General features: G+C 71.4%; 24 protein-coding genes and 1 pseudogene. 15 read left to right on the top strand and 10 right to left on the bottom strand.

Features of this window, described 5'->3' with window-relative positions; all coding sequences use genetic code 11:
- Window positions 1-111: 111 nt before the first annotated feature.
- From AB0C66_RS24165 to AB0C66_RS24150, 4 genes are all read right to left on the bottom strand, one after another.
- A complete protein-coding gene (locus AB0C66_RS24165; protein ID WP_362442219.1) occupies window positions 112-1,551 on the bottom strand; it encodes an NAD(P)/FAD-dependent oxidoreductase in 1,440 nt (479 codons plus the stop codon).
- A gap of 183 nt (window positions 1,552-1,734) precedes the next feature.
- Entirely contained in the window at window positions 1,735-2,871 is a 1,137-nt protein-coding gene (rsgA, locus tag AB0C66_RS24160; protein WP_362442216.1) for a ribosome small subunit-dependent GTPase A, read from the bottom strand.
- Window positions 2,872-3,188: 317 nt separating this feature from the next.
- The gene (locus tag AB0C66_RS24155) at window positions 3,189-4,490 is read right to left on the bottom strand and encodes a YihY/virulence factor BrkB family protein (RefSeq protein ID WP_362442213.1); all 1,302 of its coding nucleotides are present in this window, start codon (window positions 4,488-4,490) and stop codon (window positions 3,189-3,191) included.
- A 246-nt stretch (window positions 4,491-4,736) separates the two neighbouring features.
- Window positions 4,737-5,330, bottom strand: a complete 594-nt coding sequence (locus AB0C66_RS24150) for a hypothetical protein (RefSeq protein ID WP_362442209.1) — start codon at window positions 5,328-5,330, stop codon at window positions 4,737-4,739.
- Between the two features lie 222 nt (window positions 5,331-5,552).
- Here AB0C66_RS24150 and AB0C66_RS24145 point away from each other — a divergent pair, with 222 nt between their 5' ends.
- The 12 genes from AB0C66_RS24145 (at window position 5,553) to AB0C66_RS24090 (ending at window position 16,041) form a co-directional block, all read left to right on the top strand.
- Entirely contained in the window at window positions 5,553-6,131 is a 579-nt protein-coding gene (locus tag AB0C66_RS24145) for a GNAT family N-acetyltransferase (RefSeq protein WP_362442206.1), read from the top strand.
- A 92-nt stretch (window positions 6,132-6,223) separates the two neighbouring features.
- Window positions 6,224-6,307, top strand: coding sequence for a putative leader peptide (locus AB0C66_RS24140; protein WP_309471194.1), 84 nt, complete (start codon window positions 6,224-6,226; stop codon window positions 6,305-6,307).
- 230 nt (window positions 6,308-6,537) lie between these two features.
- Window positions 6,538-8,232 (top strand): nitrite/sulfite reductase, encoded by a 1,695-nt coding sequence (locus tag AB0C66_RS24135; protein WP_362442204.1) that lies wholly within the window; start codon window positions 6,538-6,540, stop codon window positions 8,230-8,232.
- Window positions 8,229-8,414, top strand: a complete 186-nt coding sequence (locus AB0C66_RS24130) for a hypothetical protein (protein WP_362442201.1) — start codon at window positions 8,229-8,231, stop codon at window positions 8,412-8,414. The genes AB0C66_RS24135 and AB0C66_RS24130 overlap by 4 nt, the downstream gene beginning before the upstream one ends.
- Complete coding sequence (locus tag AB0C66_RS24125) at window positions 8,411-9,112, top strand: phosphoadenylyl-sulfate reductase (RefSeq protein ID WP_362442199.1); 702 nt, start codon at window positions 8,411-8,413, stop codon at window positions 9,110-9,112. Before AB0C66_RS24130 ends, AB0C66_RS24125 begins: the two co-directional genes overlap by 4 nt.
- The gene (gene cysC, locus AB0C66_RS24120) at window positions 9,112-9,684 is read left to right on the top strand and encodes an adenylyl-sulfate kinase (protein WP_362442630.1); all 573 of its coding nucleotides are present in this window, start codon (window positions 9,112-9,114) and stop codon (window positions 9,682-9,684) included. The genes AB0C66_RS24125 and cysC overlap by 1 nt, the downstream gene beginning before the upstream one ends.
- Before the next feature lie 115 nt (window positions 9,685-9,799).
- Window positions 9,800-10,747, top strand: a complete 948-nt coding sequence (cysD, locus tag AB0C66_RS24115) for a sulfate adenylyltransferase subunit CysD (protein WP_362442196.1) — start codon at window positions 9,800-9,802, stop codon at window positions 10,745-10,747.
- 2 nt (window positions 10,748-10,749) lie between these two features.
- Window positions 10,750-12,084: a GTP-binding protein gene (locus AB0C66_RS24110; RefSeq protein WP_362442193.1), complete on the top strand. Its 1,335-nt coding sequence runs from the start codon at window positions 10,750-10,752 to the stop codon at window positions 12,082-12,084.
- 210 nt (window positions 12,085-12,294) lie between these two features.
- Entirely contained in the window at window positions 12,295-13,455 is a 1,161-nt protein-coding gene (locus tag AB0C66_RS24105; RefSeq protein ID WP_362442190.1) for an aliphatic sulfonate ABC transporter substrate-binding protein, read from the top strand.
- Between the two features lie 57 nt (window positions 13,456-13,512).
- The gene (locus AB0C66_RS24100) at window positions 13,513-14,328 is read left to right on the top strand and encodes an ABC transporter ATP-binding protein (protein ID WP_362442187.1); all 816 of its coding nucleotides are present in this window, start codon (window positions 13,513-13,515) and stop codon (window positions 14,326-14,328) included.
- A gap of 103 nt (window positions 14,329-14,431) precedes the next feature.
- Entirely contained in the window at window positions 14,432-15,283 is an 852-nt protein-coding gene (locus tag AB0C66_RS24095; protein WP_362442627.1) for an ABC transporter permease, read from the top strand.
- On the top strand, window positions 15,283-16,041 hold the full coding sequence (locus tag AB0C66_RS24090) for a sirohydrochlorin chelatase (protein ID WP_362442184.1): 759 nt from the start codon (window positions 15,283-15,285) through the stop codon (window positions 16,039-16,041). The genes AB0C66_RS24095 and AB0C66_RS24090 overlap by 1 nt, the downstream gene beginning before the upstream one ends.
- Before the next feature lie 46 nt (window positions 16,042-16,087).
- Here AB0C66_RS24090 and AB0C66_RS24085 read toward each other — a convergent pair whose 3' ends face one another.
- Window positions 16,088-16,711, bottom strand: coding sequence for a disulfide bond formation protein DsbA (locus AB0C66_RS24085; protein WP_362442181.1), 624 nt, complete (start codon window positions 16,709-16,711; stop codon window positions 16,088-16,090).
- A gap of 165 nt (window positions 16,712-16,876) precedes the next feature.
- A complete protein-coding gene (locus AB0C66_RS24080) occupies window positions 16,877-18,097 on the bottom strand; it encodes a S8 family peptidase (protein WP_362442178.1) in 1,221 nt (406 codons plus the stop codon).
- Window positions 18,098-18,449: 352 nt separating this feature from the next.
- Here AB0C66_RS24080 and AB0C66_RS24075 point away from each other — a divergent pair, with 352 nt between their 5' ends.
- The 3 genes from AB0C66_RS24075 to erm all read left to right on the top strand — a co-directional run bounded on the left by AB0C66_RS24075 (window position 18,450) and on the right by erm (window position 22,402).
- Window positions 18,450-20,738, top strand: a complete 2,289-nt coding sequence (locus tag AB0C66_RS24075; RefSeq protein ID WP_362442176.1) for an MMPL family transporter — start codon at window positions 18,450-18,452, stop codon at window positions 20,736-20,738.
- A gap of 250 nt (window positions 20,739-20,988) precedes the next feature.
- A complete protein-coding gene (locus AB0C66_RS24070) occupies window positions 20,989-21,150 on the top strand; it encodes a hypothetical protein (protein WP_362442174.1) in 162 nt (53 codons plus the stop codon).
- A 334-nt stretch (window positions 21,151-21,484) separates the two neighbouring features.
- The gene (erm, locus tag AB0C66_RS24065) at window positions 21,485-22,402 is read left to right on the top strand and encodes an ErmE/ErmH/ErmO/ErmR family 23S rRNA (adenine(2058)-N(6))-methyltransferase (protein WP_362442171.1); all 918 of its coding nucleotides are present in this window, start codon (window positions 21,485-21,487) and stop codon (window positions 22,400-22,402) included.
- Here erm and AB0C66_RS24060 read toward each other — a convergent pair.
- From AB0C66_RS24060 to AB0C66_RS24045, 4 genes and pseudogenes are all read right to left on the bottom strand, one after another.
- Window positions 22,348-23,346, bottom strand: a pseudogene (locus AB0C66_RS24060) (CDP-alcohol phosphatidyltransferase family protein); the annotation flags it as partial. The gene erm and the pseudogene AB0C66_RS24060 overlap by 55 nt on opposite strands.
- 173 nt (window positions 23,347-23,519) lie before the next feature.
- Window positions 23,520-24,818, bottom strand: a complete 1,299-nt coding sequence (locus AB0C66_RS24055; protein ID WP_362442169.1) for an extracellular solute-binding protein — start codon at window positions 24,816-24,818, stop codon at window positions 23,520-23,522.
- Window positions 24,818-25,687: a carbohydrate ABC transporter permease gene (locus tag AB0C66_RS24050; RefSeq protein WP_362442166.1), complete on the bottom strand. Its 870-nt coding sequence runs from the start codon at window positions 25,685-25,687 to the stop codon at window positions 24,818-24,820. The genes AB0C66_RS24055 and AB0C66_RS24050 overlap by 1 nt, the downstream gene beginning before the upstream one ends.
- The gene (locus AB0C66_RS24045; RefSeq protein WP_362442624.1) at window positions 25,684-26,610 is read right to left on the bottom strand and encodes a sugar ABC transporter permease; all 927 of its coding nucleotides are present in this window, start codon (window positions 26,608-26,610) and stop codon (window positions 25,684-25,686) included. Before AB0C66_RS24045 ends, AB0C66_RS24050 begins: the two co-directional genes overlap by 4 nt.
- Window positions 26,611-26,741: the final 131 nt, after the last annotated feature.

Genomic DNA, 26,741 nt, shown 5'->3' with positions numbered 1-26,741 from the left:
CCCGCCCACCCCCCGCTCCCCGGAGGGCGCGCCGCGCCCGCCCCCCCGCCCGCCCTCGCCTTCGTCTTGGGGGGGGGGGGGGGCCCCCCCCCCCCCCCCCCCCCCCACGACCTAGCCGCGGTAGGTCTCCAGCAGCCGGAGCCAGATCTCGCTCATCGTCGGGAACGACGGAACGGCGTGCCACAGCCGTTCCAGCGGCACCTCGCCCGCCACCGCCACCGTGGCCGCGTGCGTCAGCTCCCCCACTCCCGGGCCCACGAAGGTGACCCCGATCAGATGGCCCCGGTCCAGGTCGACGACCATGCGCGCCCGGCCCCGGTAGCCGTCCGCGTAGAGCGCCGCGCCCTCGACCTGGCCCATGTCGTAATCGACCACCCGGACGCTGCGCCCCTGGGCCTCGGCCTCGGCCGCGGTCAGCCCGACCGCGCCGACCTCCGGGTCGGTGAAGACCACCTGCGGTACGGCCGCGGTGTCCGCGGTCGCGGCGTGCGCGCCCCAGCGGTCGGTCTCCAGCAGCGGAACGCCCTGCGCCCGCGCGCCGATCGCCGCGCCCGCGACCCTGGCCTGGTACTTGCCCTGGTGGGTGAGGAGCGCCCGGTGGTTCACATCGCCCGCGCCGTACAGCCAGCCGCCGGGCACATCGCGCACCCGGAGGGTGTCGTCCACGTCCAGCCAGCCACCGGGCCGCAGCCCGACCGTCTCCAGGCCCACGTCCTCGGTGCGCGGCGCCCGGCCGGTGGCGAAGAGGACCTCGTCCGCCTCAAGGGTCTCCCCGCCCTCGAGGGTGAGGGTGACCGGCCCGTCCGTACCGTCCCGCCGGATGCCCGTCACCGACGTACCGGTACGGATCTTCACCCCGGCCTCGGTCAGCGCCTCGGCGACCAGCTCACCCGCGAACGGCTCCATCCGCTGGAGCAGCCCGGAGCCGCGGATCAGTACCGTCACCTCGGAACCGAGGGCGTTCCACGCCGTGGCCATCTCGACGGCGACGACGCCACCGCCCACCACCGCCAGCCGCCGCGGCACCGTGGACGAGCTGGTGGCCTCGCGGCTGGTCCAGGGGCGGGCCTCGGCGAGTCCGGGCAGGTTCGGCAGGGCGGCCCGGCTGCCGGTGCAGAGTCCCACCGCGTGCCGGGCGGTGAGCACGCGCTCCTGTCCGTCCGGACCGGTGACGGTGACCTGGCGCGGAGCGGTCAGCCGTCCGTGGCCGCGGACCAGGGTGATGCCCGCCGAGTCCAGCCAGTCGATCTGACCGTCGTCCTTCCAGTCCGAGACGAAGTAGTCACGGTGGGTGAAGACGGCGGCGTTGTCCAGTGGTCCGCCCACCGCCTGGCGCAGCCCGGGGACCTGGCGCGCCTCGGCGCGGGCGAGGACCGGGCGGAGCAGCGCCTTGCTGGGGACACAGGCCCAGTACGCGCAGTCGCCGCCGACCAGTTCGCTTTCCACGATGGCCGTGGAGAGCCCGGCGGCGCGAGTGCGGTCCGCCAGGTTCTCGCCGACCGGTCCCGCACCCAGCACCACGACGTCGTACTCGTCCATGCCGTCGTTCATCGCAACCCGCTCTCTGCCGAATCCGGCGGTGTGGTCGACCGTGTGGCGCCCTGTGCCCTGAGAACCATCCTGGTGTCGAGTTACCGCGCTCGGCCACCCGAATCGGCATCCCGGGCGCGTTCCGCCGTAAGGCGCCGCCCCGCGCCCGGGAACGCCGGACACGGGGCGGCGCCATGACGTCCGCTACGGCTTGCGCAGCGGTCCGCGCTTGGCCTCCGCCATATGCCGGCCGACCGCCTGCTTCTGCTTCCAGTCCCGCCGGATCTCGGCCCGCAGCCGGGCGTCGGTCCGGGCCGCGAGACGTTCGTTCTCCCGCAGCAGCTTGCGGTAGCTCTCCAGCCGCCGGTGCGGCAGCGAGCCGTCCTCGACGGCGGCGAGCACCGCGCACCCGGGCTCCGTGCGGTGGGCACAGTCGTGGAAGCGGCATCCCCCGGCGAGCGCCTCGATCTCGGCGAACGCCTGCGAGACACCGCTCCCGGCGTCCCACAGCCCCACCCCGCGCAGCCCCGGGGTGTCGATCAGCGCACCGCCCCACGGCAGCGGCAGCAGATCGCGGGTGGTCGTGGTGTGGCGGCCCTTGCCGTCGCTGTCCCGGGTCTCGTTGACGACCTGGACGGCCTCCCCGATCAGCGCGTTGGCCAGAGTGGACTTGCCCGCGCCCGACTGGCCGAGCAGTACGGCGGTGCCGGAGGCGAGCACGGCGGACAGCACATCCAGCCCCTCCCCCGTCGACGAGCTGACGGGCAGCACCTGGACCCCGGGCGCGGCCGTCGTGGCGTCGTCGACGAGATGGTCCAGGGTGGCGGGGTCGGGCACCAGGTCGGCCTTGGTGAGGACGACCACCGGCTGGGCCCCGCTCTCCCAGGCCAGGGCCGCGAACCGCTCGAGGCGGCCCAGGTCGAACTCGACGGCGAGGGAGACGGCGATGACGGCGTGGTCGACGTTGGCGGCGAGCACCTGGCCGTCGGACCGCTTGGAGGAGGTGGAGCGCACCAGGGCGGTGCGGCGCGGCAGCAGCGTCCGCACATAGCGCGGATCGCCGTCGGGGTCGACGGCGGCCCAGTCGCCGGTGCACACGATGCGCATCGGATCGTGGGGCGTGACCAGTTCGGTGTCGGCCCGCAGGGTGCCGACGGGGGTGAGGACATCGCACTGGCCGCGGTCCACACGGATCACCCGGCCGGGCAGCAGTCCCCGCTCGGCGTACGGGGCGAAGGCGGCCTCCCAGCCCTCGTCCCAGCCGTACGGGGCGAGCGGGTCCGGGGAAGCGCCGAGCGGAGAGGACGACGAAGTGGAGGACGAAGAGAAAGAGGAAGACAAGGGGTGACCCTTCACAGGGGTGGCCCCGGCGCGCGCCGCTCGGGCGCGGAGACATGACGTGGAATCAGCCGGAAGCCACGGAGGTGGACGTGATGAACTCCTGGTTGCGGGCAGCGCCCAGCGCGAAGACGGCCATCGGGTCACACCTCCTTCTCTCCGTATCGACGTATTGACTCACGGCGGCCAGTGGCCCCCGGATCGGGTCGTGCTCACTGTAGTCCGACGGCCCGCGTCGGCACCACGGGTTTTCCGGGCGGCGGCCGGTCGCCTTTCGACAGCCGGGCGGCGCGGGCCCGGTGAGGCCCACCGGACAGGGCTCAGAGCGGCGGGGTTCCGGCGCGGTGGCTGTCGTCCGGGGTGGTCTCCGCGGATCCGTCCGCGGCGGTGTCCGCCTCGGGCCGTCGGGCCTCCTGCCGGGGCGCGCGCTCGGGCTTCTCCGCGCGCGCCGCCCCCTGGGCACCGTTCTCGGCGGACTTCCCGGTGGGCTTCGCGGCGCCGTTCTCGCCGGTCCGCTCCCCCTGCTCGCGCTTGGTGTGCAGCCGTGCCCGGATATCGGCGTGCGGAAGGAACTGGGCCCAGCGCTCGGGGAACTCCGACGGCGGGCTGATCTCCGCCGCGCCGTCGTCCGCGGTGTGCTGGCCCCGCGACCGCAGCCGGGCCGCCTCCTCGCGGGCGCGGGCGGCCCGCTCGGCACGTCCGGCGGCGGTGGCCACCGACGGCCAGACCCGGTCGATCGCGGCGTTGACCGCCGCGCCGACGAGCACCGCGAAGGCGGACACACCGATCCACAGCAGTACGGCGACCGGCGCGGCCAGCGAACCGTAGATCGTCGGGCCCTCCACGGTGTGGACCAGGTAGATGCGCAGCAGGAAGCTGCCGAACACCCACATGGTGAGGGCCACCAGCGCACCGGGCACGTCCTCGCGCCAGGGCGAACGCACCGGCACCGACACGTGGTACAGCGTGGTGAGGAAGGCGACCGACAGCAGGATCACCACGGGCCAGTACAGCACCCGTACGAGACCGCCACTGGCCGGGAGGAGGCCCACCACCGCCTCCGGTCCGACGACCATCAGCGGCAGCGCCACCGCCCCGACGAGCAGCGCGACCAGGTAGAGCAGGAAGGCCAGCAGCCGGGTCCTGACGATCCCTCGGCGCCCCTCCAGCCCGTACATGATGGTGATGGTGTCGACGAACACGTTCACCGCGCGCGAGCCGGACCACAGGGCGATACCGAAGCCGAGTGAGATCACGTCGGGGCGGCCGCCCTCGATGACATCGTCCAGCAGCGGCCGGGCGATCTCCTTGACGCCCTTGTCGGACAGGACGGTCCCGGAGGCGTCCAGGATGTTCTGCCGGATGGTGGCCACCGTCTCGGTGTCGGTCCAGGCGTCGAAGTAGCCGAGCAGTCCGATCAGGCCCAGCAGCAGCGGGGGCAGGGACAGCAGGGTGAAGAAGGCCGCCTCGGCGGCGAGGCCGGTGACCCGGTGCTCCATACAGGAGTTGACGGTGTCCTTGAGCAGCAGCCAGGCCATCCTGCGCTTGGAGACATTGCGGTAGAGGGCGCGGGCCTTGTTGAGCCGACCGGACGGCTTGGAGGGTTCTTTTGCTGGCTGCACCTTCTCACCGTATCGGGCGGTTTCAGCCCGGCTCATCCGGCGACCGGCCCGTACGCGCCCCTCGGCTGCCCCTGCGCGCCTCGCCTGCCCCCGCCAGCCCCGCGCGCCTCGCGCGCCGTGTGCGTCGGCGGAGGGGATGCCGCGCCGACTCGGCACCGCCCTCCGCGCGCCGGGCCCACTGTCCGTGCCGGGTACGGCCGGGCGCAAAGGTTGCGCCGCGTTGCAACCGGGCGGACGGGGGTCGGATCAGCAGCCGCCGCAGTTGTAGAAGAGCACGTCCCAGTGGTTGCTCTCGCGGGCGTAGATGTTGCCCGCGCCGGAGCGGTACTGCTGGGCCCCGTCGCCCGGGCGCGGGCCGATGTTGGTGAAGGTGCGGGTGATGTAGCCGCTGAGGCAGCTGGTGGGGCTGAAGTCGAGCTTGTAGCCGTTCCAGTGGCTGTAGGTGCCGGAGGCGTGCCCGGTCTCCGTACCGCCGGTGATGGTGAGGGCGCAGCCGCTGGCCTGCTTGAGGGTGACCGCGCCCTGGATGGTGGCCAGGTTGACCTGCTCGAACGAGGTACAGGTCGGCTGGTTGCGGTCCGAGCAGCCGCCGCTGGAGGTCCAGCTGATCCCCGCGTTCCGCAGTCGGCCGGTCGCGTCGGCGTGGCTGAGCTTGGCCAGCGCGGTGGCGCTCGTGGTGTTCGTGGCGCTCGGGACGGTGACGGCGGTCGGCGCGGTGGCCGTCACAGGGGCGGCCGGTGCGGCGGGGACCGCCAACGCGCCCTGGGCGGTGGCGAGGCCGGTGGCCGCGAGAAGCGCGCCGCCGAGCAGTGCTGCGGCCTTGGTGCTGGTGCGGATCATGGGTGTGGTCTCCCTCGTCGTCGGATCGCTGGGGCGGTTCGTCGGACGGCGCTGTTCCTCCGGCACCGGCGGCAGCGGCCACCGTTTCTGTGCGAGACATGTCAAAGAGCGCTCCCACGGTGGCCCATGGGACCGCCCTCCGTCCACCGTTTCCGGACAACCGCTTGCCACGGCAACCGCCCGGTTCCCGGCCGTCGCCCGGTCCATGGTTGTCTGTCCACCATGAGCAGCACAGTGACCACGTGGTCCTTGGAGCAGACCTCGCCCGCGGATCTCAGCCCGGCGCGCGAGCCCGCGGCCGACGCGGGGGTGCGGATCGTCCGGGCGGAGGTGCCGAACCCGGAGTTCAGCCGCTTCCTCTACACCTCGGTCGGCGCCGATGTCTCCTGGACCGACCGGCTGGAGTGGTCGCGTGAGCAGTGGGAGCGGTATCTGGACCGGCCCGGTGTGGAGACCTGGGTGGCGTACGAGCACGGCACCCCGGCCGGGTATATCGAGCTGGAGCGCCAGGACGACGGCGTGGCCGAGATCGTCTACTTCGGGCTGCTGCCCGCCTTCCGCGGCCGCCGGATCGGCGGACACCTGCTGACCTGCGGCATCCGCCGTGCCTGGGACCAGGGCGAGCGGCTGCTGGGGCAGCCGCCGACGAAGCGGGTGTGGCTGCACACGTGCAGCAAGGACGGACCGCACGCACTGGACAACTACCAGCGGCGCGGCTTCCGGATCTTCGACATCACCACCGAGCCGGACACCGGCGCGCCGGACGCCCCCGAGCCGGACACCCCAGAGACGACTGGGTGACCCACACCACATCGTCTCGCGATGTAAGACGTTACCGTCCAAATAGTGGATAGCGGTGGACTCCTCAGAGACCACCGTGCCACGCTTCCTCCATGTCTCGAGCTGGAATTGCCTTGGTGAGTCGACGCCACGTCGACCTCGGCCGCATGTCCAGCGCCATCTGTCCGGCGGGCTGACCCGCACCTCTTCAGGGCCCTCGAGGCCCCGGGCAGCACCCCCACAGTCCCCGACGCCCCCGACCACCGCCCCCGACGACGTGGGCGGGCGCCGCCGCGGGACCTCCCCCGCCGCACCAATCGCACCCGGTACCGCCGAAGCGCCGTGCCCGCCTGCGCACCGCCGCAGGTCAGAGGGTGTCGCGAGCACCATCCGCCGCACCGAGCCGCTCAGAAGGACACACACCGCCATGGCCGCCACCCCGGAACGCGTAAGCGCATCACCCCGCCGCAAGGCCGGACGCCACCGCGGCGAAGGCCAGTGGGCCGCGGGGCACTTCACCCCGCTCAACGGCAATGAGCAGACCAAGAAGGACGACGACGGTCTCAATGTGCGGACACGCATTGAGACGATCTACGCCCACCGCGGTTTCGACTCGATCGACGGTTCCGATCTGCGCGGGCGGATGCGCTGGTGGGGTCTGTACACCCAGCGCAAGCCCGGGATCGACGGCGGCAAGACCGCCGTGCTGGAGCCCGAGGAGCTCGACGACAAGCACTTCATGATGCGGGTCCGGGTGGACGGCGGACGGCTGACCACCGAGCAGCTGCGCGTCATCGGCGAGATCTCCCAGGAGTTCGCCCGCGGCACCGCGGACATCACCGACCGGCAGAACATCCAGTACCACTGGATCCGGATCGAGGACGTGCCGGAGATCTGGAAGCGGCTGGAGGCCGTGGGCCTGTCCACCACCGAGGCGTGCGGTGACACCCCGCGCGTGATCGTCGGCTCCCCGGTCGCCGGGATCGCCGAGGACGAGATCATCGACGGCACCCCCGCCATCGAGGAGATCCACCGCCGCTACATCGGCAGCAAGGAGTTCTCCAACCTGCCGCGCAAGTTCAAGACCGCGGTCTCCGGCTCCCCGGTCCTCGACGTCGTCCACGAGATCAACGACGTGGCCTTCGTCGGTGTGCGCCACCCCGAGCACGGCCCCGGTTTCGACGTCTGGGTCGGCGGCGGACTGTCCACCAACCCCAAGATCGGCGTCCGGCTCGGCGCCTGGGTCCCGCTGGAGGAGGTCCCGGAGGTCTGGGCCGGGGTCGTCTCGATCTTCCGCGACTACGGCTACCGGCGGCTGCGCAACCGCGCCCGGCTGAAGTTCCTGGTCGCCGACTGGGGCCCGGAGAAGTTCCGCCAGGTGCTCCAGGACGAGTACCTGAAGCGTCCGCTGGCCGACGGGCCCGCGCCCGAGCAGCCCGTCCAGCAGTGGCGTGACCACATCGGCGTCCACCGCCAGCGCGACGGGCGCTTCTACATCGGCTTCGCCCCGCGCGTCGGCCGCGTCGACGGTGCGACCCTCACCAAGATCGCCGACCTGGCCGAGGCCCATGGCTCCGGACGGCTGACCACCACCGTCGAGCAGAAGATGATCGTGCTCGATGTGGCCGAGGACCAGGTGGAGTCGCTGGTCTCCGGACTGGAGTCGCTGGACCTCCAGGTCAAGCCGTCCCCGTTCCGCCGCGGCACCATGGCCTGCACCGGTATCGAGTTCTGCAAGCTGGCGATCGTCGAGACCAAGGGCCGCGGCTCCGCGCTGATCGACGAACTCGAGCGGCGGCTGCCCGAGTTCGACCAGCCGCTCACCATCAACCTCAACGGCTGCCCCAACGCCTGCGCCCGGATCCAGGTCGCGGACATCGGCCTCAAGGGCCAGCTGGTCACCGACGCCGACGGCAACCAGGTCGAGGGCTACCAGGTGCACCTGGGCGGCGCGCTGGGCCTGGAGCCCGGCTTCGGCCGCAAGGTGCGCGGGCTGAAGGTCACCGCCGATGAACTGCCCGACTACGTCGAGCGGGTGCTGCGCCGCTTCCAGGAGCAGCGCGAGGACGGCGAGCGGTTCGCCACCTGGGCCGCCCGGGCCAGTGAGGAGGCGCTGTCATGAGTGAGCGTGCCGCGCCGTTCTACTGCCCGTACTGCGGGGACGAGGACCTGCGCCCCTCCGAGGAGGGCCACGGGGCGTGGGAATGCGCCTCCTGCAACCGCGCGTTCCGCCTGTCGTTCCTCGGGCTGCTGGCCAAGGGCCTGCGGCGCGAACCGACCGGAGAAGGGGGCACCGCGATATGACCCGGCTTCAGCAGACCGACGATCTGGAGACGCTCGCCGAACGGGCGGGCCGTGAACTGGAGGACGCCCCGGCGCTGGACATCCTGCGCTGGGCGGCCGACACCTTCGGCCCGCGGTTCTGCGTCACCTCCTCGATGGAGGACGCGGTCGTGGCTCATCTGGCCTCCCGCGCCTTCCCCGGTGTCGATGTGGTCTTCCTCGACACCGGCTACCACTTCCCCGAGACCATCGGCACCCGGGACGCGGTGGCCGCCGTGATGGACGTCAACGTCATCACGCTCACCCCGCGCCAGTCGGTGGCCGAGCAGGACGCCGAGTACGGCCCGAAGCTGCATGACCGCGACCCCGACCTGTGCTGCGCGCTGCGCAAGGTCAAGCCGCTGGAGGAGGGGCTGCGCGGGTACGACGCCTGGGCCACCGGGCTGCGCCGCGAGGAGTCCCCGACCCGGGCGAACACCCCGGTCGTCGGCTGGGACGCCAAGCGGCGGAAGGTGAAGGTCTCCCCGATCGCCCGGTGGACACAGGCCGATGTGGACGCGTACGTGGCCGAGCACGGTGTGCTCACCAACCCGCTGCTGATGGACGGCTATCCGTCGGTCGGCTGCGCGCCCTGCACCCGGCGGGTGCTGGAGGGCGAGGACGCCCGCTCCGGCCGCTGGGCCGGGAGCACCAAGACCGAATGCGGGCTGCACGGCTGATGGCCGCCGACCAGGAGAACGAGATGAGCGCGCCCCTGCACACCGGAGCCACCGTGTGGCTGACCGGCCTGCCCAGCGCCGGGAAGACCACGATCGCCTACGCCCTGGCCGAGCGGCTGCGCGGGGAGGGCCACCGGGTGGAGGTGCTCGACGGCGACGAGATCCGCGAGTTCCTCTCCGCGGGGCTCGGCTTCTCCCGCGAGGACCGGCACACCAACGTCCAGCGGATCGGCTTCGTCGCCGAACTCCTCGCCTCCCAGGGGGTGAAGGTGCTGGTCCCGGTGATCGCCCCGTACACGGACAGCCGTGAGGCGGTGCGCGCGCGCCACCAGAAGGAGGGCACCCCGTATCTGGAGGTGCATGTGGCCACCCCGGTCGAAGTGTGCTCGGAGCGGGACGTCAAGGGGCTCTACGCCAAGCAGGCGGCGGGCGAGATCTCGGGGCTCACCGGGGTCGACGACCCGTACGAGGCCCCGGCCGACCCGGATGTGCGGATCGAGGCGCACCAGCAGGGCGTACAGGAATCCGCGGCGGCGCTCAGGGCGCTGCTGAGCGAGAGGGGACTCGCGTGAGCGACGCACACGCGGCCACCGGACCGCACACCACAGCGATATCCGCGCCCGCGCGACGGGCGGGCGAGAGTGACACCGGCCGCCACCGCGGCGGGGCGAGCGAGAGGGGCACAGCATGACGACGGTTGCCGCGGTCAACGGCACCGGCGCGGCCGGGGACGACGACCTCTACGCGCTGTCCCACCTGGACGCGCTGGAGTCCGAGGCGGTGCACATCTTCCGCGAGGTGGCGGGCGAGTTCGAGCGGCCGGTGATCCTTTTCTCCGGCGGCAAGGACTCCATCGTCATGCTGCACCTGGCGCTCAAGGCGTTCGCCCCGGCGGCGGTGCCCTTCTCCCTGCTCCACGTGGACACCGGGCATAACTTCCCCGAGGTCATCGACTACCGGGACCGCACCGTCGCCGAGCACGGACTGCGGCTGCACGTGGCGTCGGTGCAGGACTACATCGACCGCGGTGTGCTCAAGGAGCGCCCGGACGGCACCCGCAACCCGCTCCAGACGCTGCCGCTGACCGAGAAGATCCAGACGGAGAGGTTCGACGCCGTCTTCGGCGGCGGACGGCGCGACGAGGAGAAGGCCCGCGCGAAGGAGCGGGTGTTCAGCCTCCGCGACGAGTTCTCGCAGTGGGACCCGCGCCGCCAGCGCCCCGAGCTGTGGAACCTCTACAACGGACGGCACGCGCCCGGCGAGCATGTCCGTGTCTTCCCGCTCTCCAACTGGACCGAGCTGGACGTGTGGCAGTACATCGCCCGCGAGGGCATCGAGCTCCCCGGGATCTACTTCGCCCATGAGCGCGAGGTGTTCAAGCGTGCCGGGATGTGGCTGACGGCGGGCGAGTGGGGCGGGCCCAAGGACGACGAGACCGTCGAGAAGCGGCAGGTGCGCTACCGCACCGTCGGCGATATGTCCTGCACCGGCGCCGTCGACTCCGGCGCGGTGACCCTGGAGCAGGTCATCACCGAGATCGCCGCGTCCCGGCTGACCGAGCGCGGCGCCACACGCGCCGACGACAAGCTCTCCGAGGCCGCGATGGAAGACCGCAAGCGCGAGGGGTACTTCTAACCATGAGCACGCTCACGACCGAGGAGCTCTCGGCCACCACCCTGCTGCGGTTCGCCACCGCCGGCTCCGTCGACGACGGCAAGTCGACCCTGGTGGGCCGGCTGCTGCACGACTCCAAGTCGGTTCTCGCCGACCAGCTGGAGGCCGTGGAGCACGTCTCCCGCAGCCGTGGCCAGGAGGCCCCGGACCTCGCGCTGCTGACGGACGGCCTGCGCGCCGAACGCGAGCAGGGCATCACCATCGACGTGGCCTACCGCTACTTCGCCACCCCGCGCAGGCGGTTCATCCTCGCCGACACCCCGGGCCATGTGCAGTACACCCGCAACATGGTCACCGGCGCCTCCACCGCCGAGCTGACGGTGGTCCTCGTCGATGCCCGCAACGGCGTCGTCGAGCAGACCCGCCGACACGCCGCGATCGCGGCCCTGCTCCGGGTGCCGCATGTGGTGCTGGCCGTCAACAAGATGGACCTGGTGGACTACCGGGAGCCCGCCTTCGCCGCGATCGCCGAGGAGTTCACGGCGTACGCGACCGAGCTGGGCGTCCCCGAGGTCACCGCCATTCCGATCTCCGCGCTCGCCGGTGACAACGTGGTGGAGCCGTCCGCCACCATGGACTGGTACGGCGGCCCGACCGTCCTGGAGCACCTGGAGACGGTCCCGGTCAGCCATGACCTGAGCCACTGCCACGCACGTCTGCCCGTGCAGTTCGTGATCCGGCCGCAGACCGCCGAGCACCCGGACTACCGGGGCTACGCGGGCCAGATCGCCGCCGGTTCCTTCCACGTCGGCGAGGCGGTGACGGTGCTGCCGTCCGGCCGCGCGTCGCGGATCTCCGGTATCGAGCTGCTGGGCGAGCCGGTCGACGTCGCCTGGACCACACAGTCGGTGACCCTCCTGCTGGAGGACGACATCGACATCTCGCGCGGCGATCTGATCGTGCCCAGCAAGGACGCCCCGGCGACCACGCAGGACATCGAGGCGACCGTGTGCCACGTCGCCGACCAGGCCCTGACCGTCGGCCACCGGGTGCTGCTCAAGCACGGGACCCGCACGGTCAAGGCGATCGTCAAGGACATCCCGTCCCGGCTCACGCTGTCCGACCTGTCCCTGCACCCGCACCCGGGGCAGCTCGTCGCCAACGACATCGGCCGGGTCAAGATCCGCACCGCCGAACCGCTGCCGGTCGACTCCTACGCCGACTCGCGCCGCACCGGCTCCTTCATCCTCATCGACCCCAGCGACGGCACCACGCTCACCGCGGGCATGGTCGGCGAGTCGTTCGCCTCCCCGGAGCCCGTCAAGGACGACTCCGAGGACGACGGGTGGGATTTCTGATCATGGCCGGAGAAGCATTCTCGACCTTCGCGAAGGAGGGCGGCCGCGTCGGCAGCGGCGCCCGTGGCAGCGGCCAGGGAGGGGTCGGGCGATGTGTGTGCTGACGCGTAACCCCCTGCCGTGCCCTGCCCCGCTCCACCGGAACCGAAGACCCCGTGACCTGCCGGGCGTCCCCTGACGCTGCCCGGCCCTGCGAGAGGAACACCTCCCGTGTCGTACGCCGACCGCCCCGCTCCCGCCCGACCGGCCGGGCCGCTGCCCCGCCGCCGCACCCGTCTCCTCGCGGCCGCCGCGATCTTCCCGCTGCTGCTGGGCGCGCTCGGCGCCTGCGGCTACGGATCGGACAAGAAGAACGACGACCAGGGCGCCTCCGCCCTTCCCGCCGCGGGCGGCAAGAAGGTCGACGGTCTGGACGAGGTGAAGGTCGGCTACTTCGCCAATCTCACCCACGCCACCGCCCTGGTGGGGCTGCGCAAGGGCGGCCCCATCCAGCAGGCGCTGGGCGGCACCCAGGTGAAGCCGTTCGTCTTCAACGCGGGACCGTCCGAGATCGAGGCGCTCAACGCGGGCTCCATCGACATCGGGTGGATCGGCCCCTCGCCGTCCATCAACGGCTATGTGAAATCGCACGGCGAGAACCTCCGGATCATCTCGGGCTCGGTCTCCGGGGGCGTCAAGCTGGTCGTCAACCCGGACAAGATCAAGTCCGAGGACGACATCAAGGGCAAGAAGATCGCCACCCCGCAGCTCGGCAACACCCAGGACGTGGCGTTCCTCAACTGGATCGGCAAGAAGGGCTGGAAGGTCGACGCCCAGAGCGGCAAGGGCGATGTGTCGGTGGTCCGCTCCGACAACAAGGTGACCCCCGACGCCTACAAGTCCGGTGCCATCGACGGTGCGTGGGTGCCCGAGCCGACCGCCTCCAAGCTGGTCGCCGAGGGCGGCAAGGTGCTGCTCGACGAGTCCTCGCTGTGGCCGGACAAGAAGTTCGTGATCACCAACCTGATCGTCAAGCAGTCGTTCCTCGAGGAGCATCCGAAGGTGGTCGAGGCCGTACTGCGCGGCTCGGTGCGGACCAACGACTGGATCAAGACCAACCCCGGTCAGGCCAAGGACGCGGCCAACGCCGCGCTGAAGGCGGAGACCGGAAAGCCGCTGCCGCCCGAGGTGATCGACCCGGCGTGGAAGAGCATCCAGGTCACCGATGACCCGCTGGCGCAGACGCTGAACACCGAGGCGGACCACGCGGTCAAGGCGGGTCTGCTGGAGAAGCCGGACCTCAAGGGCATCTACGACCTCACCCTGCTCAACAAGGTCCTCAAGGCCGAGGGCAAGCCGACGGTGTCGGACGCCGGACTCGGTACGAAGTAGCCCGCCCGCCCCCCGTACGCACGGTACGCCGTTACGCACCCATCAGGAGGTGACCGGATGTCCCCGGCACTGACCACCGAGAAGGCCGATCCGGCGGGCACGACCGCGACGACGGCCGCGGACGCGGACCCCGCGGTCCGCATCGACCACGTCCACAAGGCGTTCGGCCGGGCCGGCGCCGCACAGCCCGTGCTCGACGACATCAACCTCACGGTGCGGCCCGGGGAGTTCGTCTGCATCCTGGGCGCCTCCGGCTGCGGCAAGTCGACACTGCTCAATCTCATCGCCGATCTGGACAAGCCGACCGCCGGGGCCATCGAGGTGCCCGGCGGCCGCCCGGCCCTGATGTTCCAGGAGCACGCCCTGTTCCCGTGGCTGACCGCGGGCAAGAACATCGAGCTGGCGCTGCGGCTGCGCGGGGTGCCCCGGGCCGACCGCAGGCCCGAGGCGGAACGGCTGCTGGAGCTGGTGCGGCTCGGCGGCTCCTACGGCAAGCGGGTGCATGAGCTGTCCGGCGGGATGCGGCAGCGCGTGGCGATGGCCCGCGCGCTGGCGCAGGACTCCCGGGTGCTGCTGATGGACGAGCCGTTCGCCGCGCTCGACGCCATCACCCGCGACGTACTGCACGACGAACTGACCCGGATCTGGCGGGAGACGGGAGTGTCCGTCCTGTTCGTCACCCATAACGTCCGCGAGGCCGTGCGGCTGGCCCAGCGTGTGGTGCTGCTGTCCTCGCGCCCCGGCCGGGTGGTCCGCGACTGGTCCGTGGACATTCCGCAGCCGCGCCGGATCGAGGACGCCGCCGTCGCCGACCTGTCCGTAGAGATCACCGAAGAACTGCGTGGGGAGATCCGCCGCCATGGCCGGGCTTGAGACCACCGGCGCGACCGACGCCACCGGCGTGTCCGCCACCGAGAAGACCACGACCGGCACCGCCCCGGCCGGTAAGCCCTCCGGTAAGAGGGACGCCCAGGACATGGAGGGCCTGGAAGCCGGGCTCGACGCCCTGGACACCGTGCAGATCCGGCGCACCTCGCCGACCGAGGTGCTGGTGCAGAAGGTGCTGCCGCCGATCGTGGCCATCGCCCTGGTGGTGGCCATCTGGAAGCTGCTGGTCGTGGCCGAGGTCACCGACGACTACAAACTGCCCGACCCGGGCCTGGTCTGGGACGCGCTGCGACAGCTGTGGCTCCAGGGCGAACTGCTGGACATCATCTGGACCAGCGTCTCGCGCGGGCTGCTCGGCTTCCTCATCGCGCTGGCCATCGCCACCCCGCTGGGACTGGTGGTGGCGCGGGTGAAGTTCGTCCGCGCCGCGCTGGGCCCGATCCTGTCCGGGCTCCAGTCGCTGCCCTCGGTGGCCTGGGTGCCGCCCGCGGTGATCTGGCTGGGCCTCAACGACCAGATGATGTACACCGTCATCCTGCTCGGCGCGGTCCCCTCCATCGCCAACGGCCTGGTGGCCGGGATCGACCAGGTGCCCCCGCTGTTCCTGCGGGCCGGACGCACCCTGGGTGCCCGCGGTCTGGTCAGCGCCCGGCACATCCTGCTGCCCGCCGCGCTGCCCGGCTATGTCGCGGGCCTCAAGCAGGGCTGGGCGTTCTCCTGGCGTTCCCTGATGGCCGCCGAGATCATCGCCAAGTCCCCCGAACTCGGGCTGGGACTCGGCCAGTACCTGGAGAACCAGCGCAACAACTCCGATATGGCGGGGGTGTTGCTCGGCATCACTCTCATCCTCGTCGTCGGTATCGCCATCGAGCTGCTGGTCTTCGCCCCGATCGAGCGCCGCGTGCTGCGCAGCCGCGGTCTGCTGGCGAGCGCCCGCTGATGTCCGCCACGCCCCCGGCCCTGCTGGTCATCGCCCACGGCAGCCGCGACCCCCGGCACGCGGCGACCGTCGACGCGCTCTGCGCGCGGGTACGGTCGCTGCGGCCGGGGCTGCGGGTGGAGGCCGCCTTCCTGGACTTCAACGCGCCCCGTGCGCACCAGGTCCTGGCCCGGCTCGCCGCCGAGGGCGTCACGGACGTCGCCGCGCTCCCCCTGCTGCTCACCCGCGCCTTCCACGCCAAGTCCGACATCCCCGCGGTGCTGCGCGAGGCCACTGCCCGCCACCCCCGGCTGACCGTCCGGCAGACCGAGGTGCTGGGCCCCTCCCCGCTGCTCACCGACGCGCTGGACCGCCGACTGCACCAGGCCGGACTGCGCCCGGCCGACCGACGCTCCACCGGGGTCGTGCTGGCCTCGGCGGGCTCCACCGACCCGGAGGCGATCGCGGTGATCGCTGAAATCGCGCGGGAGTGGCGGCACACCGGATGGTGCGCCGTGCGACCCGCGTTCGCCTCCGCTTCCCTCCCGCGCACCGAGGACGCGGTCCGCGCGCTGCGCGCCGAGGGCGTCCGGCGGGTGGCCGTGGCCCCGTACGTCATCGCCCCCGGCCGTCTCCCCGACCGCATCGCCCAGGGCGCCCGCGAGGCGGGGGCGGACATCCTCGCCGACGTCCTCGGCCCCGCCCCCGAACTCGCCCGTCTCCTCCTCCACCGCTACGACGCGTCCCGCACCGCCGCCCCGGCCCTGCTGAGCGCCTGAGCCCGCCGCCTTCGAGCGCCGCCGCGGCTGCCGTGGCCAGGCGCCGTCAGCCGAAGTCCAGCTCCCCCGTGCGGGTGCGCTTCAGTTCGAAGAAGTCGGGGTAGCCCGCGAGCAGCCGGGCCCCGTCGAAGACGCGGACGGCGTCCTCACCGCGCGGGATCGAGGAGAGCACCGGGCCGAAGAAGGCGACGCCGTCGACGTGGAGGGTGGGGGTGCCCACATCCTCGCCGACCGGGTCCATGCCCTCGTGGTGGCTCTTGCGGAGAGCCTCGTCGTAGTCGGTGGAGGTGGCCGCCGCGGCGAGCCCGGCGGGGAGGCCGACCTCGGCGAGCGCTTCGGCGATGACGGCCTCGCGGTCCTTGTTGCCCTCGTTGTGGAGACGGGTGCCCATGGCCGTGTAGAGATCGCGCAGCACCTCCTCGCCGTGGTGCTGTGCGGCGGCGACGCAGACGCGGACCGGACCCCAGCCCTTGGAGATCAACTCGCGGTAGCGCTCGGGCAGGTCCTCCCGGTTCTCGTTGAGCACCGACAGGCTCATCACCCGGAACCGCAGATCGATGTTCCGGTGGCGCTCGACCTCCAGGATCCAGCGCGAGGAGATCCAGGCGAACGGGCAGACGGGGTCGAAGTAGAAGTCGACGGTGGTGGCGGGAGCGTCCGTAGCGGTCATGACCACGACCCTAATCCGCCACCGGCCCCGGCCCGAGGGCCAATCCCCCTCCGGTCGCCTGGGCCACTCGTGGCCATTCGCGTGGCCGGGGTGGCGGGACGGAACCGGCCGCCGTGCCCCAGTGGTGGGCACGGCGGCCTGGCTGCCGCGGCGGACCGGAAGGTGTTACTTGACGACCTTCAGCAGCTTGTTCGGCGTGCCCTCGCCCGGGTTGCTGATCTTGTCGGCGGTGGCACCGCCGGTCAGCGCCTTGGCGACGTCCGCCGGCTTGGCGTCCTTGTGACCGCTGAGGTAGACGGCCGCGGCGCCCGCGACATGCGGGGAGGCCATGGACGTACCCGAGATGGTCTTGGTGGCGTCGTCGCCGTTGTTCCAGTCGGAGGTGATGTCCGAACCGGGGGCGTAGATGTCCACCGCGGAGCCGAAGTTGGAGAAGTCCGACTGCTCGTCCTTGTCGGTGCTGGAGGCGACGGTGATCGCTTCCTTCACCCGGGCCGGGGAGCTCTGACCGGCGTCGGAGGACTCGTTGCCCGCCGCCACCGCGAAGGTGACACCCGCGTCGATGGCCTTCTTCACGGCCGCGTCCAGCGCCTCGTCGACGCCGCCGCCCAGGCTCATATTGGCCACGGACGGGCCCTTGTGGTGCTCGGTCACCCAGTCGATACCCGAGACGACCTGCTCGGTGGTGCCGGAGCCCTCGTCGTCCAGGACGCGCACGGCCACGATCTTGGCCTTCTTGGCGACACCGTGGTCGGTACCGGCGATGGTGCCCGCCACATGGGTGCCGTGGCCGTTGCCGTCGTCGGCGTCCTCGTCGTTGTCGATGGCGTCGAAGCCGGACGTGGCGCGGCCGTCGAAGTCCTTGTGCGAGGTGCGCACACCGGTGTCGATGACATAGGCGGTGACACCCTCACCCGCGGTGTCGGGGTAGGCGTACTTCTTGTCGCCCTTGGTGTCGTCCTGGTCGATCCGGTCCAGGCCCCAGGACGGCGGGTTCTCCTGGGTGCCCTTGATGGTGAACCGGTGGTTCTGGATCACCTTGGCGACCGACGGGTCGGCGGCGAGCCGCTTGGCCTCGGTCTCGCTCAGGCTGTTGGCGGAGAAGCCGTTGATCGCGGAGTCGAAGCTGCGGCGCAGTTTGCCGCCGTACTCCTTGGCGAGGTCCTTGCCCTCGGAGGCGGCCTGGATGGTCTTGCCGCCCTTGAGCATCACGATGTAGCTGCCGTCCACGACGTGCTTGGACTGGGTCCCGTAGACCTTGCCCTCGGCAGGGGTGTCGGTGGCGGCTCCGGCCGGGATGGCCACGAAGGCACCGGCGGTGACGGCGGCCGCTGCGGCGACGGCGAGACCGATACGGCGTGCGTTGCGCTTTTTGTGTACTGCCATGACGAGGGAAATCCTCCTCGTGCGGTGGTGGGGGGAATCGCACTGAGTGCGCCGACCCAGGGGAAATCACCAGGACCCCCCGGGCTGACTCGAAACCCTGACCGATTGATGGGAGCAATTCAAGATCTCCCGGAAGGTGTGACGCAGGCAACGCCGGACCACCACGATGATCAAGCCAACGACCTTTACGTGTAAGGGGCTTGAATCGGGAGGGTAGGGCTGTCCCCCCTTCGGAGGGTGGAGAAAGCGGCCCGTCGAGTCACCGGGCAGCAGGATGGGTCGACGCACGGCCGCGGCCTAGCGTTTTCCCCGGTGGCGGCACGGGGTCGCCGCCACAGGAAAAGGGGACGTCGTGGCGGATACGGACCACTTGGAGAGACCGCGTGGCATAGCGGCCCGCGCGGGGAGCTGGAGCGCCCGGCACCGGTGGACCGCGGTCGGCGGATGGGTGCTTCTGGTCATCCTCGCCCTGGCCGTCGGATCGATGGCCGGACGGGTCGATGTGTCGGACAGCGAGCAGGTTCCCGGCGAGTCCGGGCGCGTCTCGAAGATTCTCGACGAGGCGGGCATTGACGAAGCGGCCGGTGAAAGCGTTCTGATCCAGTCCAAAGGCGACGGGATCACCTCGAACGACCCTGAATTCCACAAGGCGGTCGACGCGGTGATCGCCGCGGTCCGCGGCACCGGTGACGTCACGGAGGTGAAGTCCCCGTACGAGACCAGGACCATCTCCGCCGACCGGCGCTCGGCGCTGGTGCAGTTCGATCTGCGCGGTGACGCGGAGACGGCGTCGGAGCGCGTCCAGCCGGTGCTGGACGCGGTGGACAAGGCCAAGGACGCCCATCAGGACCTGCGTATCGAGGAGTTCGGTGACGCCAGCGGCCAGAAGGCGTTCGACGACGCCTTCGGCGACGACTTCCAGCAGGCCGAGTTCTCGGCCCTGCCGGTGGCCCTGGGCATCCTGCTGATCGCCTTCGGTGCCCTGGTGGCCGCGCTGCTGCCGGTGGCGCTGGCGATGACCGCGTTCCTGGCCACCACCGGTCTGGTGGCGGTGGTCAGCCACTGGGTCCATATGAGCGACACCGCCAACTCCGTGATGCTGCTGGTGGGTCTGGCCGTCGGCGTCGACTACTGCCTGTTCTACCTGCGGCGTGAACGCGAGGAGCGCGCCGCCGGACGGGACGCCCGGACCGCGCTGCGCATCGCCGCCGCCACCTCCGGCCGGGCCATCCTGGTCTCGGGTGTCACGGTCATCGTGGCGATGGCGGGCATGCTCTTCACCGGTATCGCCGAGTTCAAGGCGATGGGCCTGGCCACCCTGATGGTGGTGGCGGTGGCGATGATCGGCTCGGTGACCGTACTGCCCGCGCTGCTCTCGCTGCTCGGTGAGCGGGTGGAGAAGGGGCGGATGCCGTTCCTGGCCCGGGCCAAGCGCAAGGGCAACGGAGAGAGCCGGGTCTGGCGCGCGGTGCTGGCGCGGGTGCTGCGCAGGCCCAAGCTGTCCCTGGCGCTCGCGGGCGGTGCGCTGATCGCCATCGCCGTACCCGCCGTGAGCATGAACACCGCGAACCTCACCATGGACCAGGAGTTCGGCGACCGGCTGCCGGTCGTGGTCGCCTACCAGCACATCGACGACGCGTTCCCCGGCGGTCCCGACCCGGCCCAGGTGGTCGTCAAGGCCGACGACATCAACGCCACACCGGTGCGCGAGGCCATCAGCCGCTTCCGTACCGACGCGGTGGCCAAGGGCGCCTCCAAGGGCCCGGTCAAGGTGACCTTCCACGACCGGCAGAACGTCGCCGTCCTCCAGGTGCCGCTGATCGGCGGCTCCGACGAGGGGAAGAGCGAGAAGAGCCTGGCCGTCCTGCGGGACGAGGTGCGTCCGTCGACCCTCGGCGCGGTGGACGGTGTGGAGGCCCCGATCGGCGGCTCCACCGCCTCCTCCAAGGACTTCAACGACAAGCTGGGCTCGGCCGTGACCCCGGTCTTCGCCTTCGTCGTGGTCTTCGCCTTCCTGCTGATGCTGATGTCCTTCCGGTCGCTGACCATCGCGGTGACGTCGATCGCGCTCAACCTGCTGTCGGTGGGCGCCGCGTACGGCATCCTCACCGCGGTCTTCCAGCACGGCTGGGGCGCGGGCCTGGTGGGCGCGGAGGGCGTGGGCGCGATCGTGTCCTGGCTGCCGCTGTTCCTCTTCGTGATCCTCTTCGGGCTGAGCATGGACTACCACGTCTTCGTGGTCTCCCGGATCCGCGAGGCGCGGCTTGCCGGGCGCACCACCAGGGACGCGGTGGTGCACGGTGTGGTCACCACCGCGGGCGTGGTCACCAGCGCCGCCGTCATCATGGTCGCCGTCTTCGCGATCTTCGGAACGCTGTCGATGCAGAGCATGAAGCAGATGGGCGTGGGGCTCGCGGCCGCGGTGCTCATCGACGCCACGGTGATCCGCGGGGTGCTGCTCCCGGCCGTGATGACGCTGCTCGACGAGCGCAACTGGTACCTGCCCAAGTGGCTGGGGTGGCTGCCCGATCTGACCCATGATGAGGCGGGCCCGGCGCGGCCGTCCGCCACCGCCCCGGCGGGCGTGATGGCCGGTCACAGCACCGGCCCGAGCGACCGGCCGCGGCACGCCAAGGTCTAGCGGCTCCGCTTCCCCTCCCGCGACGTCAACCGGTCGCGTGGCCTCTCGGCCACGCGGCCGGTTCCGTGTGGTGGCCGGTTCCTGGTGATGTCGCGGTCCACGGCAGGGGCCGTGCGGACGGGCCGCGGGAAAACCCGTTGTGCCATGAGCCGGCCGGTCCGTACGGTGCCGGGGACACGGCGGAGTTCCGTGTCAGGGGTTGCGTGTCATCGCACACGGCCCGCATGGACGCATGAGGAGGAGGGCACCGATGGGCGGCAGTCCCGGCATCGGCGTGTTCACCCGCTTCTCCACCCGCGGCTGTGCCGGGGTGGCGTGTGTGCGCGCTTCCGCCCTGTTCATCCGCCGCCCGCGGCGCGGCCCCGGTGCCCTGGCCGGCCCGGACGCGCCCCGTCTCTCCGCGAGTCCGTGAATCGCCCGACCGTGGTGAACCCTCTGTGGTGAACCGTCTGTGGTGAACCGTCTGTGGTGAACCGTCTGTGGTGAACCGTCTGTGGTGAACCGTCTGTGGTGAACGACCTGTCCTGAGCGACCCGTCGGACCCGTCGTCATGACAGCCGCGTCGTCACGGGTGTCCGCTCGCGCCCTCTCGCGACCGAACTCGCCACTGCTCCACTTCCGCGCGCCCTCGGCCAGGGCCCCCGCCAGTTCAGGAACCCACTCGTTCCGGACGGGCGGCAGGGCCCGTCCGGCGCTGCCGTCATCGCTGCCACCGCCGTCCGTCCGGCTCCGGAAGGACCGTGGCCGTGGCCCGCAATCGACACCGTTCCCCCGCGCCCCGTCGCACCGCTCGCGACCAGGCGCGGCGCACCCTCTCGCAGAACTTCCTGGCCGATCCGGGCGCCGTTGCCCGGGTGGTCGACGCCGCCCAGCCCCGCCCGGACGATCTCCTGGTGGAGGTCGGCGCGGGCAAGGGCGTGCTCACCGAGGCACTGGCTCCGCTCTGCCGTGAGCTGATCAGCTATGAGATCGACCGCCAGCTGATCGCGGGGCTGCGCGAGCGGCTCGCCCCGTATCCATCGGCGCGCGTGGTCCACCGGGACTTCCTGGCCACACACCCCCCGCAGGAGCCGTTCGCCCTGGTGGGCAATGTGCCCTACGCCCGCACCTCGGAGATCGTCGACTGGGCGCTGCGGGCACCCGGGCTGACCTCGGCGACCCTGCTCACCCAGCTCGAGTACGCCCGCAAGCGCACCGGTGACTTCGGCCGCTGGAGCCTGCTGACCGTACGCACCTGGCCCGAGGTGGAGTGGCTGCTGTGCGGCCGGGTGGCACGGACCGCTTTCCGGCCGGTGCCCGGCGTGGACGGCGGGATCCTGCGGCTGATCCGCCGTCCGCGGCCGCTGCTGCCGGACGCCCGGCAACGGGCCCTCTACGCGGGCCTGGTGGAGCTGGGCTTCTCCGGTGCCGGGGGTTCGCTGTACGCGTCACTGCGCCGGGTCTGCCCCGCCCGGCGGCTGACCGCCGCGTTCCGGCGGGCGGGGCTGGAGCGGGAGGTGGTGGTCGGCTTTGTCACACCCCCGCAGTGGCTCGTGCTGGCTCAGGAGCTGACCGGAGTGGTCGGGGTGGCTGACGCCGCCACCGGGGCGGGGACGGCCAGGGCGGCCGTGTCGAAGGAGTCCAGGGTGCGGGCGAAGTCCCGGGTGGACAGGAGCAGTTTGTAGATGATGGCCAGCTCGAAGACGAGCAGCAGCACACCGGAGACGACGGTCGTCGCCACCACCGCGTCGACGGCGGGGCCGATGATGAACACACCCATCTGGAACTCGATGCCGCTGATGAGATGAGCGCGGATGCGGTGGCGCAGCAGGACGTTCCGGCACCGGGTCCACCACGGGAACCGGCGCCGGAACTCCTGGTGCAGATCGACGACGGCGGGGCGGCGGGCCGCCGGTGCGCCCTCCGGGGCGTCCTCCGCGACGTCCGCGAGGGCCACCGTCTCCGGGGCCGTCTCGGCGACGGCGGCCGCACCGTCCCTCTCCAGGGCGGCCACCGTGACCCGGTCCTGCTCGATATCGGCCTCGGGGTTCTCCCGGAGCAGGTCCTCCATGAAGGCGAGTTCGGCCGCGTTCTCGGCCTTGCGCGCGGCGCGCATCCGCGCCTTGATCTGCTTGCGCATCCCGTGCCGGATCTTGAAGATCTCCAGCGAGTCGATATAGCGCAGGGCGTCCAGCGAGGCCACGGCCAGCGCGAGCCAGAGGTAGAGCACCTCACCGGTGCGCGCGTACTGGCCGCCCATCAGGGCCACCGCGCAGACCAGGACCCGGATCCGGTCGAAGACGAAGTCCAGCCAGGCGCCGAAGACCGAACCGGTCCCGGTCAGCCGGGCCAGCTTGCCGTCCATGCAGTCGAAGATGAAGCTCACGTGGTAGAGGACCGCGCCGAGCAGCAGCCATCTCCAGTCGCCCTGGGCGAAGCAGGCTGCGGAGGCCAGACCCACGAGGAACGCGCCCCAGGTGAGCTGGTTGGGAGTGGCGCGGGTGTACTTCGCGGTCCAGCGCACCAGCGGGGTGGCCACCGGGTCCACGAGCATGACGGTCCACCACGCGTCCCGCTTCTTCTCGGTGATCCTGCGGACTTCGGCGAGCGGCGGTATGTCTCGGGTCATTCTTCAGCTTCCTGGCGTTCGACAAGCGTTTACTTGAAGCTAAGAAGCCCGTAGGAGAAGAGACAAGAGCGGACCGACGCAACCTTTCCCGGGGGGTATGGGTCTCCTGTGTGGACCGGGTCGATGGCACGTTCAGGTGGCGAGCCGGGTGGCGAGCCAGCTGGCGGCGCGGCCTACCGCTGATAGCGGGCCAGCACCAGATTCCCGTCCTTGACCAGCCGCTCCCGCAGGCTGTCCAGACCGATGGCCCCGCTGTAGTACTCCTGGAGCGCCGGGGTGGCGACCTTGTCCTTCCACTCCGGATAGCCGCGTACCGACTGGGCGGGCGCCTGGTCCAGCGACCCGGCGAGCGCGGTGCCGGTGGCCCAGCCGTATCTGCGGGTGCGCAGCGCCGGATCGTCCAGTGCGCGGCGGCCCGTCGGCAGCATCCAGTCGCCGAGCGCGAGCCGCACCATATGGGGCGGTCGCAGCAGGAAGTCGATGAAGCGCGCGGCCTCCTCCTTGTATGGGCTGTCCTCGGCGATGGACAGCGTCTGCGGACTCACCCCCTGCCGCTGATCACGGTGGGGTCCGGCCGGAGCAGGCAGCACGGTCCACTCGAACCCCTTGGGCGCCTGTTGCACGATCTGCTGGCGGTAGGAGAAGCCGAGCGGGACCATCGCGTACTTGCCACCGAAGAAGCCGGGCAGAGTGTCCGAGCCGCCCATGCCGAGGGTGGTCCGGGAGGCCGTGCGGTCGCGCACCACCTGGTCGCGGATGGTGCGCGGCACCCGCTGGTCGGCGGCGTCGAAGCGGAGGGTGACCTTGCCGTCCGCGCCCCGGTGGAAGAGCTTGCCGCCGGTGGACAGCGAGAGGTTGAGGGTCGCGGAGACCGGCTCCTTGAGCGGCCAGGCCACCCCGTGCGTCCCGCCCCGGGTCAGCTCCTTCGCCGCGTCCTCGAACTCCGCCCAGCTCCAGGGGCGTTGGACGGTGGGAACGCGGACCCGCGCCTTCTCCAGCAGCGCGCGGTTGGCGATGAGCACCCGGGGCTCCTGGAGGAACGGCACCGCGAAGACACCGTCGCCGAACATGGCGGTCGCCCAGCTGGGCTCCGGGATGTCGTCTCGCAACCGCCGCGAGAGGAGTCCGTCGAGGTCGGCGAGATAGCCCCCGTACGCGAAGTCGGCCAGGTCGTCGGCGGCGTCATGGATGATGTCCGGCGCCTCACCGGCCTCGAAGGAGGTGAGGAGCTGGTCGTGGACGCTGTCCCAGCTGCCCTGGACATACTCCACCTCGATGTCCGGGTGGGCCGCGTTCCACTCCCTCACCAGCCGCTTGGTGGCGTCCACCGACTCCTTCTGCCAGGCCAGCGACTGGAAGCGGAGCCTGGCCTTCCCGCCACTCGCGCGGCGCCGCTCCGGTGCGCAGCCGGGCAGCAGGGCGGTGGCGGCGGGCGCGGCCACCGCCCCGGCCAGCAGGGACCGGCGGCGCATCAGTGCTTCACCGCCCCGGCCAGGGTGCCGCTGGTGATCCGCCGCTGGATGACGGCGAAGAGGACGAGAGAGGGAAGGGTCGCCACCAGTGAGGCCGCGGCGAGCGGTCCGAGGTCGGCCACGCCCTCCGCACCGATGAAGTGGGTGAGGATCACCGGCATCGTCTGTTTCTCCGGGGACTTGAGCAGGACGAGGGCGAAGAAGAACTCGTTCCAGGCGTTGATGAAGGCGAACAGGGCGGTGGCCACCACCCCGGGGGCCAGCAGCGGCAGGGTGACCGAGACCAGCGCGCGCAGCCGCCCCGCGCCGTCCACCGCCGCGGCCTCCTCCAGTTCGGGCGGCACGGCCCGGACGTACCCGGCCAGCATCCACAGCGCGAACGGCAGGGACCACACCACGTACACCAGCGTCAGTCCGGCAAGGGAGTCGACCAGGCGGAGGTTCTTGAGCACCAGGAACAGCGGGATGATCACCAGCACGAAGGGGAACGCCTGGCTGACCACCACCCACCCGGTGGCGGCCCGGGACAGCGGGGACCGGTGGTGGCGGGCCATGACGTACGCGATCGGGGTCGCGATCACGACCGCGATGACGGCGGCGGCCAGCGCGGCGAGCAGGCTGTTGGCCCCCGCCCTCAGCAGCGGCTGCTCGTCGAACGCCTGACGGAAGTTGTCCAGGGTCGGCTGGTCCGGGATCCAGCCGGGGTGGAGGCTGGCCAGTTCGCGCGGCGGTTTGAACGCGGTGGACACCAGCCACAGCAGCGGGAAGCCCAGGAAGACCAGATACCCCAGCAGGGCGAGGTACTGCCCGGTGCGGGCGGCGCGGCGCCGGACGACCACGGCGCGTGGCGGACGTGAGGCCGTGCTCATCGGTCGTCTCCCCTCAGCCGACCGACGAGCTGGACCGCGAGCAGCACCGAGACCACCGCGACCAGTACGCATCCCATCGCCGCCGCATAGCCGAACTGCCCGTAGCGGAACGCCTCTTCGTAGGCGAAGAGCATCGGCAGCCGGGTGCGTCCGCCGGGCCCGCCGCCGGTCAGGACGTACACCAGCGCGAAGGAGTTGATGTTCCAGATGAAGCTGAGCGCGCCGATGGCGAGGGCGACCGGCCGGATGGCGGGCCAGGTGACCGTACGGAACCGCCGCCAGGCGCCCGCGCCGTCCATCGCCGCGGCCTCGTGCAGCTCCTTCGGCACGTTCGAAAGCCCCGCCAGCAGCACCACCGTCACCTGCGGCAGCCGCGCCCAGATGCCGACCACCACCACCGCGGGCAGCGCGGTGCCCAGACTCCCCAGCCAGTCCCGCTGGGTGCCCAGCGTCTCCCCGAGGATGCCTGCCTCCGGGTGGTAGACCAGCCGCCACATGATGCCGACCACCACCTCCGGCATCGCCCAGGGAACGATCGCCAACGCCCGCGCCAGCCAGCGGAAGCGGAGGTTCTGGTTGAGGAGGAGCGCCAGTCCGAGCGCCAGCACGAACTGCGGCACGGACACGGCGAACGCCCAGACCAGCCCGATCCGGAACGACTCCCAGAAGAGCGTGTCATGTGCCAGGTCCTGGAAGTTGAGCAGCCCGATCCACTCGGTGGGCTCGGTACGCCCCGACTGCGCGTCGGTGAACGCGAGCGCGATCCCGTACAGCAGCGGGCCGACGCTCAGCAGCAGGATCGGGATCAGCGCGGGCAGCACCAGGAACCAGGCGCCGTGCCCCGTGGTGCGCCGTACCCCCGGCGCACCACCACGGGGCGCCCCCGCCTGTGGTCTCCGGTCCGGCCGCGCCGTCGCGGTCATGGGTGTCACGGGCAGGGGCTCCTTCGGGACGCGGCGGTGCGAGGGGATGGAGCGGTGCGGTGCGGTACGAGGCGGCCCGGTGGGGAAGCCCACGTCATCGTGCGGATGGGGCGGGGCCCAGTCAAGGCATC

The sequence above is a fragment of the Streptomyces sp. NPDC048636 genome (assembly GCF_040650655.1).
Taxonomy (GTDB): Bacteria; Actinomycetota; Actinomycetes; order Streptomycetales; family Streptomycetaceae; genus Streptomyces.
This window is presented reverse-complemented; position numbering and strand designations above follow the sequence as displayed.

Bases quoted from the DNA above. Each gene is read 5' to 3' on its own strand.
- AB0C66_RS24165 (WP_362442219.1), bottom strand. From the start codon at position 1,551: ATGAACGACGGCATGGACGAGTACGACGTCGTGGTGCTGGGTGCGGGA.
- AB0C66_RS24150 (WP_362442209.1), bottom strand. From the start codon at position 5,330: ATGATCCGCACCAGCACCAAGGCCGCAGCACTGCTCGGCGGCGCGCTT.
- AB0C66_RS24145 (WP_362442206.1), top strand. From the start codon at position 5,553: ATGAGCAGCACAGTGACCACGTGGTCCTTGGAGCAGACCTCGCCCGCG.
- AB0C66_RS24140 (WP_309471194.1), top strand. From the start codon at position 6,224: ATGTCTCGAGCTGGAATTGCCTTGGTGAGTCGACGCCACGTCGACCTC.
- AB0C66_RS24135 (WP_362442204.1), top strand. From the start codon at position 6,538: ATGGCCGCCACCCCGGAACGCGTAAGCGCATCACCCCGCCGCAAGGCC.
- AB0C66_RS24130 (WP_362442201.1), top strand. From the start codon at position 8,229: ATGAGTGAGCGTGCCGCGCCGTTCTACTGCCCGTACTGCGGGGACGAG.
- AB0C66_RS24125 (WP_362442199.1), top strand. From the start codon at position 8,411: ATGACCCGGCTTCAGCAGACCGACGATCTGGAGACGCTCGCCGAACGG.
- cysC (WP_362442630.1), top strand. From the start codon at position 9,112: ATGGCCGCCGACCAGGAGAACGAGATGAGCGCGCCCCTGCACACCGGA.
- cysD (WP_362442196.1), top strand. From the start codon at position 9,800: ATGACGACGGTTGCCGCGGTCAACGGCACCGGCGCGGCCGGGGACGAC.
- AB0C66_RS24110 (WP_362442193.1), top strand. From the start codon at position 10,750: ATGAGCACGCTCACGACCGAGGAGCTCTCGGCCACCACCCTGCTGCGG.
- AB0C66_RS24100 (WP_362442187.1), top strand. From the start codon at position 13,513: ATGTCCCCGGCACTGACCACCGAGAAGGCCGATCCGGCGGGCACGACC.
- AB0C66_RS24095 (WP_362442627.1), top strand. From the start codon at position 14,432: ATGGAGGGCCTGGAAGCCGGGCTCGACGCCCTGGACACCGTGCAGATC.
- AB0C66_RS24090 (WP_362442184.1), top strand. From the start codon at position 15,283: ATGTCCGCCACGCCCCCGGCCCTGCTGGTCATCGCCCACGGCAGCCGC.
- AB0C66_RS24085 (WP_362442181.1), bottom strand. From the start codon at position 16,711: ATGACCGCTACGGACGCTCCCGCCACCACCGTCGACTTCTACTTCGAC.
- AB0C66_RS24080 (WP_362442178.1), bottom strand. From the start codon at position 18,097: ATGGCAGTACACAAAAAGCGCAACGCACGCCGTATCGGTCTCGCCGTC.
- AB0C66_RS24070 (WP_362442174.1), top strand. From the start codon at position 20,989: ATGGGCGGCAGTCCCGGCATCGGCGTGTTCACCCGCTTCTCCACCCGC.
- AB0C66_RS24055 (WP_362442169.1), bottom strand. From the start codon at position 24,818: ATGCGCCGCCGGTCCCTGCTGGCCGGGGCGGTGGCCGCGCCCGCCGCC.
- AB0C66_RS24050 (WP_362442166.1), bottom strand. From the start codon at position 25,687: ATGAGCACGGCCTCACGTCCGCCACGCGCCGTGGTCGTCCGGCGCCGC.
- AB0C66_RS24045 (WP_362442624.1), bottom strand. From the start codon at position 26,610: ATGACCGCGACGGCGCGGCCGGACCGGAGACCACAGGCGGGGGCGCCC.